Consider the following 13,646-nt stretch of genomic DNA (forward strand, 5'->3'; position numbering starts at 1 on the left):
ATATATGTAAAAAGGAGAATCAGAGTGGATTCGAAAATGATGACCCGCTCCCGCGCCGCCGTGGCCCTGACCATGGCTTCCGCAGCCGTGCTGACCGGCTGTGGCAGTGGCAGCACGGCGCCCGCGGCGAAGGATGACGGGCAGCCCATCGAAGTCTGGGCACGCGCCGGAACCGACGCCGCCACCACCTACTCCGCGATGTTCAAGGAGTTCACCGCCAAGACCGGCGTCCAGGTCAACTTCCAGGGCGTTCCCGACCTCGACCAGCAGCTGCAGACCAGGGCCGCTTCCAAAAAGTTGCCGGACATCGTCATCAACGACTCAGCGGCCCTCGGCAACTACACCTCCCAGGGCTACCTCCAGAAGATCGACAAGTCTTCCGTTGCCGGCAACGACACCATCGCCGACTCCCTGTGGAACGAAACCACGGCCCTGGACGGCGCCACCTACGGCGTGCCGTTCTCCCGCCAAACCATGGTGACCATGATCCGCAAGGACTGGCGCGAAAAGCTCGGCCTGCCCATCCCCACCACCCAGGAGGAACTGGCAAAGCTCGCCACCGCTTTCGCCACGCAGGACCCGGATGGCAACGGCCAGGCAGACACCTACGGCATGACCGTTCCCGGCTCCACCGAACGCGGCTACCTCGGCTGGTGGGCCTCGTCCTACCTATGGCAGGACGGCGGCTCCTACCTCAAGGACGAGGGAAGCGGAAAGTTCTCCGCCTCCGCATCCTCGGCCAAGGACGGCGTCACCTGGATCAAGCAGCAGTTCTGCACACCCGGCAACACCCAGCCCGGCGCACTTACCGCCGCCACCAGCGTCGCCTCCCCCTTCTTCCAGACAGGCAAGACCGGGATCATCCTCACCGGGCCCTACAACTTCTCATCGTTCGATACCGCGCTTGGGAAAGACGCCTACGAAGTCATCGAAAGTCCCAAGGGCACCGAGGACAACACAGTCCTCGCGGAAGGCGAAAACATCTACGTCACGGCCAGCAACGGCAAGCCTGACCAGACCAAGAAGGTCATCGACTTCCTGGTCTCGGCCGACGGCCAAAAGTCAGGCATGACAGCCGGCAAGCAGCCGGTGGTCCGGGTTCCGGTGAACTCCGGCGTCGACGCCGCCGCCGTCTACAACGATCCGCGGTGGGCCGTTGTCCAGGACGCCCTCAAGAATTCATCCAAGGCATTCCCCTCCGCCATCAACTTCGTGCCCATCAAACAGGCTGCCGCCGAGGCCCTGAACAAGATCGCCTCAGACTGCGGAGCGGACAACATTACGTCCGGACTCAAGGACCTTGATGCGGCCATCGACAACGAGCTCGAAAGCCAGAACGCCAAGTCATGACCACCACACCGACAAGGCCGGCGAGCCTTCCGGCACCGGCCCGGCGTCACGGCCAGGCTCCGCAACGAAAGGCGCGCCGCAACGGTAAACAGGCGCTGGCCATCTGGCTCTTCCTGGTGCCCGCCGCCGTGCTGGGGCTGTACTTCAAGTTCATCCCCATGGCCGAAGGCATCAGGCTGAGCTTCTTCAAGGTCCAGCCGTTCCTGGGCGACGTGTTCGTAGGATTCGACAACTACCTGGCCGTGCTGACCGATGCCCGGTTCATGGAAGCACTGGGACACACTGTGGTCCTCGGCGTCACCCAAACCCTGGGCGCGCTGGTGGTGGGCTTTGTGCTGGCATTGCTCCTGGAGGGCCAGGCCCGCTCCCTGTGGATCCTGCGCACCACCATCTTCCTTCCGGTGGTGACCGCGCTGGCTGTGGTCGGCGAAATCTGGCGCATCCTCTACTTCCCCACCGCAGACGGGCCGCTGAACAGCATCCTCGGCTGGCTGGGACTCGGACCCCTCCAATTCCTCAACGGAACGGACACCGCACTCTGGTCCATCGCCGTCGTGGGTATCTGGTCCGGTGCGCCCTACAACATGGTGATCATCCTCGCCGGCCTCACGGGCGTCGACCGCTCACTCTACGAGTCAGCCGGAGTGGATGGCGCCACCATCTGGCAGCGGCTGCGGTACATCACCCTCCCGGCGCTTCGCCCGTCGCTGGTCATCGTCCTGACCCTCGCGGCCATCCGCAGCCTCCGCAGCTTTACCGAGGTCTACGTGCTGACGGGCGGCGGACCCGCGGGCTCAACGGAAGTCTGGATGACGCGCATGTATTCGCTCGGTTTCCAGCGCAACGACATCGGTGTGGCATCGGCCGCCGCGGTGCTCCTGCTGGTGGTCACGCTGCTGCTGACCGTCGGCACCCAACTCCTGGCCAAGAGGAAGGCAGCACGATGAGCCAGACTGCCGTGCGAACCACACAACGCACACCAAAACCCTCCGCCGGAGCCCGCTTCGATACCGCACTGGGCTGGTCGCCACGCTTCGGGCCAAACATGGCCCTCCGGATCTTCCTTTGCGCCTTGGTGTTCTGCATCTTCGCCCTGCCCTTCGTGGCCATCATCTCGGGCGCCTTCGACCGCAATTCCAGCCCCACAGACATTTCCCTGCTCCCCAAGACCTTTACCCTGCAAAACTTTGAAGCCGCCCGGCAACAAGGCCTGTGGGGTTACCTGCTCAACTCCCTGGTGGTGGCAGGCGGCGGCCTCCTCCTGCAAATGACCGTCTCCGTTTTCGCGGCCTACAGCCTGAGCCGGAAGAAGTTCCGGGGCCAGGCACTGGTACTGCTCCTTGTCCTCCTGACGATGATGCTCCCGGAAGAAATCATCGGCATCCCGCTGTCGCTCGTGCTGGGCGATCTGCCGCTCCTCGGAATCAGCCTGCGCGGCACAGTGCTGGCTGTCATCCTCCCCGTCGGAATCTGGGGATTCTCCATATTCATCATGAGCGAGTTCATGAAGGACATCCCGGCCGAGATCGAGGAAGCAGCCCGCCTGGACGGCGTGGGCGAATTCCGGATGTTGTTCGCCATCATCCTGCCCCTGTGCAAACCTGCCCTCGGCGTGATTGGAATCTTTGGCTTCATGATGGTGTGGGACCAGTACCTCCTCCCCCTGATCGCAGCCAACGACCCCAGCGACTACACCCTGACCGTGGCGCTCGCGGTACTCCGCAATGACACCACCGTGGGCCCGGGCGTCCTGCTCGCCGGCGCGCTGATGGCCATGATCCCCAGCCTCCTGGTCTACCTCTTCCTGCAACGTTCCATGATCCGCGGCATCACCTCGGGCGCAACCAAGGGCTAGGGACGGCACAGCCTCCCCTGCCCCATCCACGAAAGAAGCTCATGACTGCCAGCACCACCGTTCCGGCACCCTCAACGCCAACGGCAACCGACCTCACCATCACAGATATCACCATCACCCCCATAGCCTTCTCCGATCCGCCGCTGCTGAACGCCGTCGGAGTCCACGAACCCCTGGTCCACCGGGCGGTCATCGAAGTACGGACTGCCAACGGCCTCCTCGGCCTGGGCGAATGCTCGGGAGGCAGCAGCCGGCTTGAGAACCTGGCTGTGGGAGCCAACGCCATCAAGGGTGTCAGCATTTTTGAAACCACCAGGATGGAACAACTCATCAACCAGGCCCTGGACCCGGGGCTCGGCGCATTTGAACGCGCCGCGGTCTTCTCCGCCTTCGAGGTGGCTGCACTGGACATCCAGGGGCACGCCACGGGCCGTACCGTCAGTGAGCTGCTCGGCGGCACCGTTCGGGACGAGGTCCCCTTCAGCGCCTACCTCTTTTACAAATGGGCAGAGCACCCCGCGCTGGACGGCAAGCCCGCCATCACCGATGACTGGGGCGAAGCCATGGACCCGGAAGGCATCGTCCGGCAGGCGCAGAAAATGATAGCCGAGTACGGTTTCAAATCCATCAAGCTCAAGGGCGGAGTTTTCCCGCCCGCGCAGGAAATCGAAGCGATCCGGGCACTGCGGGAGGCGTTCCCCGAGATGCCGCTGCGCCTCGATCCGAACACCGCCTGGACAGTGGAGACATCCCGGTGGGTGGCCCGCGAAACGGATGGCCTGCTCGAGTACCTGGAGGATCCCACCCCGGGCCTCGAAGGGATGGGCGAGGTAGCTGCCACGGCAGCAATGCCCCTAGCCACCAACATGTGCGTGGTGGCCTTCGAACATATCCGCCGCAGCGTCGAGCTTGGCTCCGTCCAGGTCATCCTCGGTGACCACCATTACTGGGGCGGCCTCCGCCACACCCGGGAACTGGGCGCCATTTGCGAAACGTTCGGCCTGGGACTGTCCATGCATTCAAACTCCCACCTGGGCATCAGCCTCGCAGCGATGGTCCACGTGGCCGCCGCCACCCCTGCCCTCACCTACGCCTGCGACACCCACTACCCGTGGAACGGGCACAATGACGTGGTCAAGCCCGGCACGTTGCGCTTCGTGGACGGCAGCGTCCGCGTCCCCACCGGCACCGGACTTGGCATTGAACTGGATCGGACAAAGCTCGCCGAACTGCACCAGCAGTACTTGGACGCCCGCATGACGGCCAGGGACGACACCGGGTACATGCAGCGGTTCGTTCCCGAATACACGGCGGATCTGCCCCGGTGGTAGCGGCCAAAACTCCACACGTCACGGGCTACCTCTATCCGTGGGACGTGCTGGGCGACCCGCACGCGGCCGACTGGGTCAAAAATACGGGCGTGGACCGCGTGGCGCTGGCCGCCGCCTACCATTCGGTCCGGGCGGGAACGCCACGGCACCCCACCCGGCGGGTGGTGGACGCCCGTTCCGCAGCCCTGTACGTTCCCGCGGGCGCGGCTTTTACCGACGACGTACTCGTTCCGGGCGGTGCGGCCGGCTGGACGGGGAGCGGGAACTCCTTCGGGACCGCCGCCGCGCAGCTGCGGAAGGCGGGCCTTCCCGTGGACGCGTGGACGGTCCTGACCCATTCAAGTGCCGCCGGCAGCCGGAATCCCGGGCTCTGCGTGCGGAATGCCTTCGGTGACGTGTATCCGTACGCGCTGTGCCCGTCCCAGCCACGGGTCCGCAGCTACGCCTCATCGCTGGTGAAACAGGTCCTGGCGGAAGGAAGGCCTGACGGGCTGATCCTGGAAGCCGTGGGCGCCTTGGGATTCAGCCATCAGAACCGGCATGAGAAAACCGAAGGAGCCGAGTATTCACCCTGGGTACAGGCTCTGCTGTCCCTCTGTTTCTGCGATGCCTGCACCGATGCCTATGAGTCGCGGCGCTTGCCCGTGGCCGGGTACCGCAGCCTTGTGCAGGAACTGGTCCTTGCCGCGGAAGATCCCGACGCGACACCGGCGGGGACCCGCGAAGCCGGGCAATTCGTGCCGCTGTTGCAGGTCCGGTGGGACGCCGCTGCAGCCCTGCTGGACGGGTGTCTCGACGCAGTGGAGTCCTGCGGTTTGAGCCTTCGCTTGTCCATCCATGCCACGCCGGACCCCTGGGCCACGGGCCCTTTCGTGCCGGCAGAGGCGCTGCGCAGAAGCCGGCTCTGGCCGGCGGCCGGTGGCGTCACCGCCGTTGTGCCCTGCTGGGGAGAAACCGCGCAAAGCTCCGAACGGTTGGAAGCCATGGCTAATACGGGCCTGCGCACGGGAGCCTATGTCCTGGCTTTACCGCCGAAGACGTACGACGGCGGCGGGCTGGCTTCGGAATGGCACGCCCTTGCGGAATCCGGAGCCGACGAACTCCACGTCTACCACCTGGGGCTTGCCTCGACCCGACGGCTTGGCGCCATCGGCGGGGCGGTCAGCATGCTCCGCCATGACGGGGCACTGCGGCACCGCGACGTTCGGTAGGTTGGTGCCGTACGTCAGGGCCAGTTTTCGTCGAAGGCATGGGAGAACACATGAAAGCGATCGTGTACGAAGAGACCGGTGCGTCGTCGGTATTGCACCTGCAGGACAAAGCAAAGAGTGATCCGGGTCCCGGCGAGGTCCGCGTCCGGCTGGCTGTTTCCGGGGTGAATCCCACGGACTGGAAGTCCCGCGCCGGCAGCGGGCAGGGCAGCACGAAGCTGAAGGCCCCAAAGGTTCCGAACCAGGACGGCGCAGGCATTGTCGATGCCGTCGGCCCCGGGGTGTCGGGCTTCACCCCCGGCGACCGCGTCTGGCTCTGGGACGTGGCCTGGGGCGGCGACGAAGGTACGGCCCAGGAGTATGCCGTTGTTCCATCGGTCAAGGTGGTTGCCCTTCCCGATGATGAGTCCTTTGATACCGGGGCCTCCCTGGGCATCCCCGCCCTGACGGCGCACAGGGCCCTGACCTCCCGTGAACACGGACCTGACCGGCTCTCCCCCGGTTCGTTGACCGGGCAGACCGTTCTCGTCACCGGCGGTGCAGGAGCCGTAAGCCACGCCGCCATCCAACTGGCCCGCTGGGCCGGAGCCACCGTCATCACCACCGTCAGCGACGACCGGAAGGCCGGCCTCGCCCGCCTCGCAGGGGCACACCAGGTCTTCAACTACCGCACCGAAGACGTCGTTGCCGCCGTCAACGCCGCAGTCCCGGAGGGCGTGGACACCATCGTGGACGTCAACGCACCCGCCAACCTGGACTCCGACGTCCAGATCCTCAAGCCCGGCGGAACCATCGCCATCTATGCGGCGAACCCCGGGGAATCGGTGACCGTCCCGGTCCGGGAAAGCATGGGCAAGAACATCCGGTACCAGTTCATCCTGACCTACACCGTCACTGACGGCCAGAAGGAGCACGCGGTGGAGTCGGTAGCCGAGGCGCTCGCGGCAGGCGCGCTTCGCGTCGGTGAGGACCACGGGCTGCCGCTGACCCGCTTCCCGCTTGCGGAAACGGCATCGGCGCACGACGCCGTCGAACAAGGGGCCATCGGAAAGGTGCTCATCGACGTCGCCCCGATCCCCTAGGGGAAGGTTCCGCGGAAGCCCGGCGTGCCAAATCTCACATTCACGGCCACGCCGGGCCGCCGGGCACCGCCGTGCGGGGGCCGCGGCTAACGTGGACGGGTGCGAATCCATGACGTGTCCAGCCCGCGATCCACCGCCCGCGTCCGCCTGGGATTCTGCTTCATGGTGGCGCTGCTCCTGGTGGTGGCCGGCCGGGTGTTCGTGGTCCAGGGATTTGATCCCGAGAGTTACGCGTCCAAGGCCGCAGACCGGCGGACCCAGGTATCCGCACTCGCCTCCGAGCGTGGCGCCATCCTGGACATGAACGGCACCGTCCTGGCCCAGAGCACCGTGCGTTACGACATCGTGGGCACACCGAAGGTGAACAGCACCACCGAGACTTTCCGCCAGGTAGACGATTCCGGCACCGTCCGGACGGTCAGCCGCGACCAGGGCCTCCAGGAACTCGCCAACCTCCTGGAGATGCCTGAGCCCGAAGTCCGTGAGCTCATGACCGGCGATGCCCTGTTCACCTATCTGGCCAAAGCCGTGGACCCCGGCGTCGAACGTGCCGTCATGGACCTGGGCGTTCCGGGAGTGGAGTCGAGGCCGGTCAAAAAGCGGGCGTACCCCCAAGGGGCGGTGGCCGGCAGCATTGTTGGATTCACCAATGAACAGGGCGGCGCCGCAGGCCTCGAACTGACCCTGGACGAACAACTCGCGGGCCGGGACGGGGAACGGACCTACCAGACCGGCGCCGACGGGATCATCATCCCCACCGCTCCGCTGGAGGTGGTGCCGGCCACCAACGGCCAGTCGGTCAAGCTCACCATCGACACCGATCTGCAATATGCGGCGCAAGAGGCGCTGGAAGCCCAGGCCGGCAAGCTCAGCGCCGACTGGGCGAACCTGATCGTTGTCGAAGCCAAGACCGGCAAGATCCGGGCCATGGCGGAAACCAATTCGGTCGACCCCAACGACCCCGGAGCCACCGCACCCGAGGACCGCGGAGCGCGTTCCGTGCAGGCCGCCATTGAACCAGGGTCAACCGAAAAGGCCATCACCGCAGCGGCCGCCATCGAGGAAGGGCTCGTCAGCCCCGGCTCGCGCCTCGTCATTCCGTCCGGGTACACGGTGAACGGGCAGTTCTTCAAGGACTCTTTCGAGCACGGCACCGAGCAGCGGACCTTCGCGGGCGTGATCGGTTCCTCCATGAATACGGGCACCGTCATGGTCGGCCAGGACCTGAGCCGGGAACAGCGCTATGACTACCTCCGAAAGTTCGGCGTCGGCTCCAGCACCGGAATTCCCCTCCCAGGCGAATCCGCGGGCCTCCTGGCCCAGCCGGACCAGTGGGACGGCCGGCAGGAATTCGCCGTGCTCTTCGGCCAGGGCGTCTCGCAGACTCCCCTGCAGACCACCATGGCGTTCCAGGCGATCGCCAACGACGGCGTCCTGCTCAAGCCGCGGCTGATCGAGTCCTACCTCGACCCGGACGGCACCGAACACCCGGTAGAAGCGGAGCCCGGCAGCAGGGCGGTCAGCGAATCGACGGCAAGGCAAACACGCGACATCCTCGAGAGTGTCGTCACCGTGGGCGGCGCCAAAGACATCAAGGTCCCCGGATACCGGGTTGGCGGCAAGACCGGCACCGCCGAAGCGGTGGCCGATTCGGGCAAGGGCCTGGACGGCTACACCGCTTCGTTCGTGGGCATGGCACCGATGGATGACCCGCAGTACGTCGTCATGGTCAATGTCCAGCGGCCGGCCGGAAACATCTACGGAATTTCCACTGCGCCGGTCTTCAACAACATCATGACCAGGGTCCTGAGCAAGTTCGACGTCGCCCCGTCCCGGACGCCGTCAGTCAGCCTGCCCCAGAAGTTCTGAGGCACGCGCCGCCGGGTTGGGCGCGCCAGTCTGGTTAGGCTGGGTGGATGGCAACAGTAATCCTTGTGCGGCACGGCCGCACCACCGCCAATGCGTCCGGGATCCTGGCCGGCCGGGCAGCCGGTGTGGGCCTGGACCAGACCGGACTTGAGCAGGCGGCTTTCGCCGGCGACCGACTTGCCGTGCTGCCCCTGGCGGGCGTGGTCTCCAGTCCCCTTGAGCGTTGCCGGGAAACCGCGCGGCTCATCCTCGACCGGCAGGCAGGCAGCCCTGCCGCGCCCGTGGAAGCCGACCTCACGGAATGTGATTACGGGCAGTGGCAGGGCCGCAAGCTCAGTGACCTCGCCACCGAAGACCTGTGGGGTGCGGTGCAGTCGCAGCCGTCCACCGTCGTGTTCCCGGGCGGTGAATCAATGGCCGGGATGCAGGCGCGGTCAGTGGCGGCCATCCGGCGCCATGACGCGGCCTTCGAAGCCGGTCACGGCCCGGGAGCCGTATGGGTGGCAGTGAGCCACGGCGACGTCATCAAATCAATCCTGGCCGACGCGCTGGGCATGCATCTGGACCTCTTCCAGCGCATCAACGTGGGTCCAGCCTCCATCTCGATAGTGCATTATGGTCCGGCCCGGCCAAGCGTCTACGCCACCAACACCGACGCAGGGGATCTTGCGTGGCTCGCACAGGGCATCTCATCCGGCGATGCGCCGGTGGGCGGCGGCGCGGGACAGGCTGACACCTAGGCCCATGTGCCTAAAATACTGATATGCCCACACTTGTTCACGAATTTGCCTGGCCTGACCGGGTCGTCATCGGCACCATCGGAGTTCCGGGGGCACGCACGTTCTATCTGCAGGTCCGCACGGGTAAGCAGATTGTCAGTATCGCGTTGGAGAAGCAGCAGTCAGCCGAGCTGGCGGAAAAGATCGACGACATCCTCGATCAGCTCGGCACCATCGAGGGAAATCCGTTCAGCGTTCCTGCGGGCACACCCGTCGAACTGGTGGACAATGACCAGCTCGAGACAGTCGAGGAGCAGTTCCGGACGGGTGCCATGAGCCTGGGCTGGGACCCGGCAACGGCGCAGATCGTCATTGAGGCCTACCCCATCGTCGAGATCGATGCTGATGCCGGCGACATTCCCGATGTCGACGACGCCGAAGTCCCCGAAATGCTGCTGGTACGGATGCCGGTGGGTACCGCGCGCGCCTTCGCCAAGCGCACGCGTGAGATCGTGGGCGCCGGGCGTCCGGCATGCCCGCTGTGCGGCTACCCCGTAGACCCCGAAGGGCACGTCTGCACCCTGCCCGAGGCCTGATGCCCGCCGACCTGCCGGCCGGCGGCCTGACCCTCACCGGGCGGATCACGACGGCGTCGAATGCCACCTTCGTGGGAACCGTCGGCGAGACGACCGTTGTCTACAAGCCGATTGCCGGCGAGAAACCGTTATGGGATTTTCCCGACGGTTTCCTCGCCCACCGGGAGGTCGCCGCCTACCTGGTCTCGGAGGCACTCGGCTGGAACATCGTGCCACGGACCTGGCTGCGGGACGGTCCACTGGGCGAAGGCATGGTGCAGCTGTGGCAGGAGCCGGACCCCGGCCAGAAGGCGGTGGACATTTTCTCGCCGGAAGAGGCGCCCGAGTCCGGTTGGCGCCACGTCCTCGAAGGCGAGGACGAGACCGGCCGGACAGTTGCCCTCCTTCACGAGGACTCTGTGGCGCTGAGGCGCATGGCCGTGTTCGACGTCGTGGTGAATAACGCCGACCGCAAGGGCGGCCACATCCTCGCCATGGCCGGCGGTCACCGGCACGGTGTGGACCACGGGCTGACCTTCCACACTGACCACAAATTGCGCACGGTGCTGTGGGGGTGGCTGGGCGAAGACCTGGGCAGCGAGGAGCTGCAGGGCATTGAGCGTGTGAGCGAGGGCCTGGACGGGAAGCTGGGCCGGGACCTCGCTGACCTGCTTAGCGTCGATGAGATCGCATCGCTTGCCGTGCGCTGTGCACGGTTGCGCTCGGCGGCCCGGTTCCCGGCTCCGGCTGGCGGGATGCCTGCCGTCCCGTGGCCGCTGTTCTAGGGCGATATATCCAGCAATCCAGGGATGCTGGAGGCAACCTGACCGGTATCCATATCCACCTCGCAGTCGTGGGCAGGTTTGACGTAGACCCCGCCGAGGACCACAAGGTCCCGTCGAACGCCCCGCCCGGGCTGGAGACGTCGAAGAAGGTTGGTTAGCCAGGCTGTTGGGGCCATAGATCGGCTGCGGTAATCCTTTCGGGCTCCCACCATCCGCGATGTTCAAGTAGCGTTTACTGGCCAGTGGCCACCTTCCTGGCCCCACAGGTAAGTTGCAGGCCAGCGGCGGCATCGTGCAGCTGGCAGTCCTAGTCTTTCACCCGGGGCCAGCCACCCAGCTCGCCAGCGCGGCGTGCCCACCTGTAATGGAGATCGTCGTGCTGTGTGTAGATATCGACAGTGTCCCCGTCGAAGCCGTCCTGGACCAGGAGAACGGACTCGCCGTCACCACCCTCGACTTTCACAATATCGCTGGTTCCTATGCCGCCGATGCTCGCGAAGATGAGGAGGACGGCGAAGAACGGCAGCGCAGCGGCCGCCGCCAGTCCCGTCGCCCAGCCAACGCTGCGCCGCAGGCCCCTTTTTGGGATTCGGCCGATCAACGATGGGACCAGGAAGATCAGACCAGCGGCGGCCACAAAGGAAGCCAGAATCATCAACCCATAGACAACGTTGGAAGCCCGCACTCCGATATACAGGAACAAGTCCTGGTCAGCAGCAGCGCGGTCCGCCATGTGCAGCCCCAGGCTACCTCCGGTGATAACGGCGGCAGCCAGCAGCAAGGCAACACCCCAGATCTCGCGGCGTTTCATGGACCGCCCGGACTGACACCGCTCACCACGTCAGCCCGATTCCATGCACCGTCTACCGTCCGTGCCATCGCGACATGGAACGAATGAAAACTCGCGTGGCTCATGGACTGAAGCCTATCTGGCTCCGACTACTCACAAGCCCATCCAAAAGAGCGCGCCGGATCAGGTAATCAGGTCATCGTCTCGGACCTGCGCCCGTCGTCGGATAAAAGCAGATGGCCCCCGGAGTATCCCGTGGGCCATCAGCTTTATTGTGAGATTCGATCTACTTTGTCCATTCCGCGTAAGTTGACCCCACTGTTTCCGCGCACTTGCCATCACGGAAAATCGGTCTTGTTCCAATCTGGTTGGCCTTTTATCTTCAGGTCGGCTTAGCTCCTACCACTGGCCGCCGTTGAGTTCCAGTGAGCGAGCAAAACTGGATGAACGGGTCCAGAGCTGCGGGGCTAATTGCGATGCGAGCCCACGAGGAACTCGCCGGTCACATCAGAGGCGCCTTAAACAACGGACTCAGCAAGGAAGAGATTGTCGAGGCGATCATCCACACGGTGGGATATTGCGGCGCGCCTGCCGCTTTGTCTGCAATGAGAGTCGCTAGGCAAGTGTTCGACACGATTGATGGTTAAAGTTATCTCACCCCGCTTTCGCCCGAAGAGAAGCTCAATCTTGATTTCCTTCAACTGTTCACGGCAGAGGGGTGGACAGTTGTTCGAGGGGCCGTCACTCGCAGGGGAAAGCGGAAGTCCTGCAGCGACCGGCTCGTCCTCGTCGGTGACCGCGGGTCAGTGAAGCGCAGACGGCGCATCCGGATTGTCTTCATACCGCGCAAAGGGCTGGTGCCAGGATTCGGCTCGGTAGTCACCGATGCCTTGCTCTCGGTTGACCAGGTCGTCTGGGGCGCCGATGCCGTCGGCGGCAGGCATCCAGAGGAGGGCTATGTCCAGGTCACCCGCGAGTGCCGCTGGCACTTCGTTCCAGGCATAGTCTGCGCCGCCCTCGGAGTCGTCGTGCACGTCTTCTGGACCGCGGTCTTTGCCTTCTGGCAGGTCCGCGAATTGGCGGCGCAACGAGGGGCGGTCCTCGATATAGTCCTGGGCCGATTCGACCCAGCCTGCACGGCATGCGACGTAAATCACAGCCTCTTCTCCTGGGGTGCGGGGATTCCATCGCTCACCTGTGCGCATGGCCTCGACGAGACGGCTGCAGGACTCCTGCAGTGCCTCCCACCATGCACGCGGCTCGAACCTCACCAGTGGAGGAAAGTCGTGCATGAAGTCATTGTCGTCAGGAACGACAGAGTCGTGTTGCCAACCGTCGAGACCTAAATCCAGCGTGGTCTGGAGTTCGGCCAATGCCTGCCAGAGGACGAAGCGAGTCCGTGCCGTCATCGGCCAAGGATTCCAGCCACCAACAACAAACGATTCCCATTCTTCCGGGCCACCAGGGGCAGGATTGTCAGGGACCCCTTCGTCGAAGTACTCGACCACCCAGACCGCATCGGAAGTGTAATCGTCGGCCGTCTGGTCCGGACCGCGGTCCGCGATCCACACCCAATGAGCCCGCGCCCGACAGGTCTTCCAACGACGATCGTTTAGAACGTCGTGAAGTTCCGACGGAGAAAAGACTCGCTGCTCCGAAAGAACAGACTTTTCGTGTTTTGGCCATACAGAAGTTTCAGTTCCCGGGGCAATCTCAGCTTCGCCAGAGAGTAAGCGGAACCGGCACTGAGCACGTCCCGTATCATCCAGATAATTGTCCAGAAGGACCTGGAGTCCTAGGTCGTACGCTGCGGCGGCTTGTGCCTCAAAGTCGTCAGCACCCGGCGTGAACCCGAACGACGTACGCAATACCGTCATCGGCTCGCCGTCAGCATCGAGTGCCACAGAATCAGGCGCCGGCAACAGCCGGAGTGCTTGATTACAGGCCAACACGACCGCCTCCGGAAGCGAGGCTGCGACGGCGTCCCACTGACTGCGATCACCTTTCCACGCCGCGCCCGTCAGCGCCGAGACCAGGCGATCGACGTCGGCATCGGTCACGCCGCTCACCGTAGTTACT

The 13,646-nt window shown here is 64.7% G+C and carries 13 protein-coding genes; 11 read left to right on the plus strand and 2 right to left on the minus strand.

Going from position 1 to position 13,646, the window contains the following annotated elements:
* Positions 1–24: 24 nt before the first annotated feature.
* The 10 genes from ACP3TD_RS11465 to ACP3TD_RS11510 all read left to right on the plus strand — a co-directional run bounded on the left by ACP3TD_RS11465 (position 25) and on the right by ACP3TD_RS11510 (position 10,777).
* Positions 25–1,350, plus strand: a complete 1,326-nt coding sequence (locus tag ACP3TD_RS11465) for an ABC transporter substrate-binding protein (protein ID WP_426763033.1) — start codon at positions 25–27, stop codon at positions 1,348–1,350.
* Positions 1,347–2,297: a carbohydrate ABC transporter permease gene (locus ACP3TD_RS11470; protein WP_426763034.1), complete on the plus strand. Its 951-nt coding sequence runs from the start codon at positions 1,347–1,349 to the stop codon at positions 2,295–2,297. The genes ACP3TD_RS11465 and ACP3TD_RS11470 overlap by 4 nt, the downstream gene beginning before the upstream one ends.
* On the plus strand, positions 2,294–3,205 hold the full coding sequence (locus ACP3TD_RS11475) for a carbohydrate ABC transporter permease (RefSeq protein ID WP_426763035.1): 912 nt from the start codon (positions 2,294–2,296) through the stop codon (positions 3,203–3,205). The genes ACP3TD_RS11470 and ACP3TD_RS11475 overlap by 4 nt, the downstream gene beginning before the upstream one ends.
* A gap of 41 nt (positions 3,206–3,246) precedes the next feature.
* Positions 3,247–4,536: a glucarate dehydratase family protein gene (locus ACP3TD_RS11480; RefSeq protein WP_426763036.1), complete on the plus strand. Its 1,290-nt coding sequence runs from the start codon at positions 3,247–3,249 to the stop codon at positions 4,534–4,536.
* Positions 4,530–5,747 (plus strand): hypothetical protein, encoded by a 1,218-nt coding sequence (locus ACP3TD_RS11485; RefSeq protein ID WP_426763037.1) that lies wholly within the window; start codon positions 4,530–4,532, stop codon positions 5,745–5,747. Before ACP3TD_RS11480 ends, ACP3TD_RS11485 begins: the two co-directional genes overlap by 7 nt.
* A gap of 50 nt (positions 5,748–5,797) precedes the next feature.
* Complete coding sequence (locus ACP3TD_RS11490) at positions 5,798–6,829, plus strand: NADPH:quinone reductase (RefSeq protein WP_426763038.1); 1,032 nt, start codon at positions 5,798–5,800, stop codon at positions 6,827–6,829.
* 162 nt (positions 6,830–6,991) lie between these two features.
* Positions 6,992–8,698 (plus strand): peptidoglycan D,D-transpeptidase FtsI family protein, encoded by a 1,707-nt coding sequence (locus tag ACP3TD_RS11495; RefSeq protein ID WP_426767208.1) that lies wholly within the window; start codon positions 6,992–6,994, stop codon positions 8,696–8,698.
* Positions 8,699–8,745: 47 nt separating this feature from the next.
* Positions 8,746–9,438 carry a histidine phosphatase family protein gene (locus ACP3TD_RS11500; RefSeq protein WP_426763039.1) on the plus strand — a complete coding sequence of 231 codons (693 nt, stop codon included), beginning with the start codon at positions 8,746–8,748 and terminating at the stop codon, positions 9,436–9,438.
* Positions 9,439–9,461: 23 nt separating this feature from the next.
* Entirely contained in the window at positions 9,462–10,013 is a 552-nt protein-coding gene (locus ACP3TD_RS11505; protein ID WP_426763040.1) for a DUF3090 domain-containing protein, read from the plus strand.
* Entirely contained in the window at positions 10,013–10,777 is a 765-nt protein-coding gene (locus tag ACP3TD_RS11510; protein ID WP_426763041.1) for an SCO1664 family protein, read from the plus strand. Before ACP3TD_RS11505 ends, ACP3TD_RS11510 begins: the two co-directional genes overlap by 1 nt.
* 307 nt (positions 10,778–11,084) lie before the next feature.
* Here ACP3TD_RS11510 and ACP3TD_RS11515 read toward each other — a convergent pair whose 3' ends face one another.
* Positions 11,085–11,588, minus strand: coding sequence for a hypothetical protein (locus tag ACP3TD_RS11515; RefSeq protein WP_426763042.1), 504 nt, complete (start codon positions 11,586–11,588; stop codon positions 11,085–11,087).
* A 455-nt stretch (positions 11,589–12,043) separates the two neighbouring features.
* Between ACP3TD_RS11515 and ACP3TD_RS11520 the strand changes: the two genes are divergently transcribed.
* Positions 12,044–12,214, plus strand: a complete 171-nt coding sequence (locus tag ACP3TD_RS11520) for a carboxymuconolactone decarboxylase family protein (protein ID WP_426767210.1) — start codon at positions 12,044–12,046, stop codon at positions 12,212–12,214.
* 156 nt (positions 12,215–12,370) lie between these two features.
* On the opposite strand, the gene ACP3TD_RS11525 is transcribed toward ACP3TD_RS11520, so the two are convergent.
* Positions 12,371–13,627 carry a hypothetical protein gene (locus tag ACP3TD_RS11525; RefSeq protein WP_426763044.1) on the minus strand — a complete coding sequence of 419 codons (1,257 nt, stop codon included), beginning with the start codon at positions 13,625–13,627 and terminating at the stop codon, positions 12,371–12,373.
* Between the last annotated feature and the right edge of the window lie 19 nt (positions 13,628–13,646).

Source organism: Pseudarthrobacter sp. 1G09 (assembly GCF_050038305.1).
GTDB lineage: Bacteria > Actinomycetota > Actinomycetes > Actinomycetales > Micrococcaceae > Arthrobacter > Arthrobacter equi.

Bases quoted from the DNA above. Each gene is read 5' to 3' on its own strand.
- ACP3TD_RS11470 (WP_426763034.1), top strand. From the start codon at position 1,347: ATGACCACCACACCGACAAGGCCGGCGAGCCTTCCGGCACCGGCCCGG.
- ACP3TD_RS11475 (WP_426763035.1), top strand. From the start codon at position 2,294: ATGAGCCAGACTGCCGTGCGAACCACACAACGCACACCAAAACCCTCC.
- ACP3TD_RS11480 (WP_426763036.1), top strand. From the start codon at position 3,247: ATGACTGCCAGCACCACCGTTCCGGCACCCTCAACGCCAACGGCAACC.
- ACP3TD_RS11490 (WP_426763038.1), top strand. From the start codon at position 5,798: ATGAAAGCGATCGTGTACGAAGAGACCGGTGCGTCGTCGGTATTGCAC.
- ACP3TD_RS11495 (WP_426767208.1), top strand. From the start codon at position 6,992: ATGGTGGCGCTGCTCCTGGTGGTGGCCGGCCGGGTGTTCGTGGTCCAG.
- ACP3TD_RS11500 (WP_426763039.1), top strand. From the start codon at position 8,746: ATGGCAACAGTAATCCTTGTGCGGCACGGCCGCACCACCGCCAATGCG.
- ACP3TD_RS11505 (WP_426763040.1), top strand. From the start codon at position 9,462: ATGCCCACACTTGTTCACGAATTTGCCTGGCCTGACCGGGTCGTCATC.
- ACP3TD_RS11510 (WP_426763041.1), top strand. From the start codon at position 10,013: ATGCCCGCCGACCTGCCGGCCGGCGGCCTGACCCTCACCGGGCGGATC.
- ACP3TD_RS11515 (WP_426763042.1), bottom strand. From the start codon at position 11,588: ATGAAACGCCGCGAGATCTGGGGTGTTGCCTTGCTGCTGGCTGCCGCC.
- ACP3TD_RS11520 (WP_426767210.1), top strand. From the start codon at position 12,044: ATGCGAGCCCACGAGGAACTCGCCGGTCACATCAGAGGCGCCTTAAAC.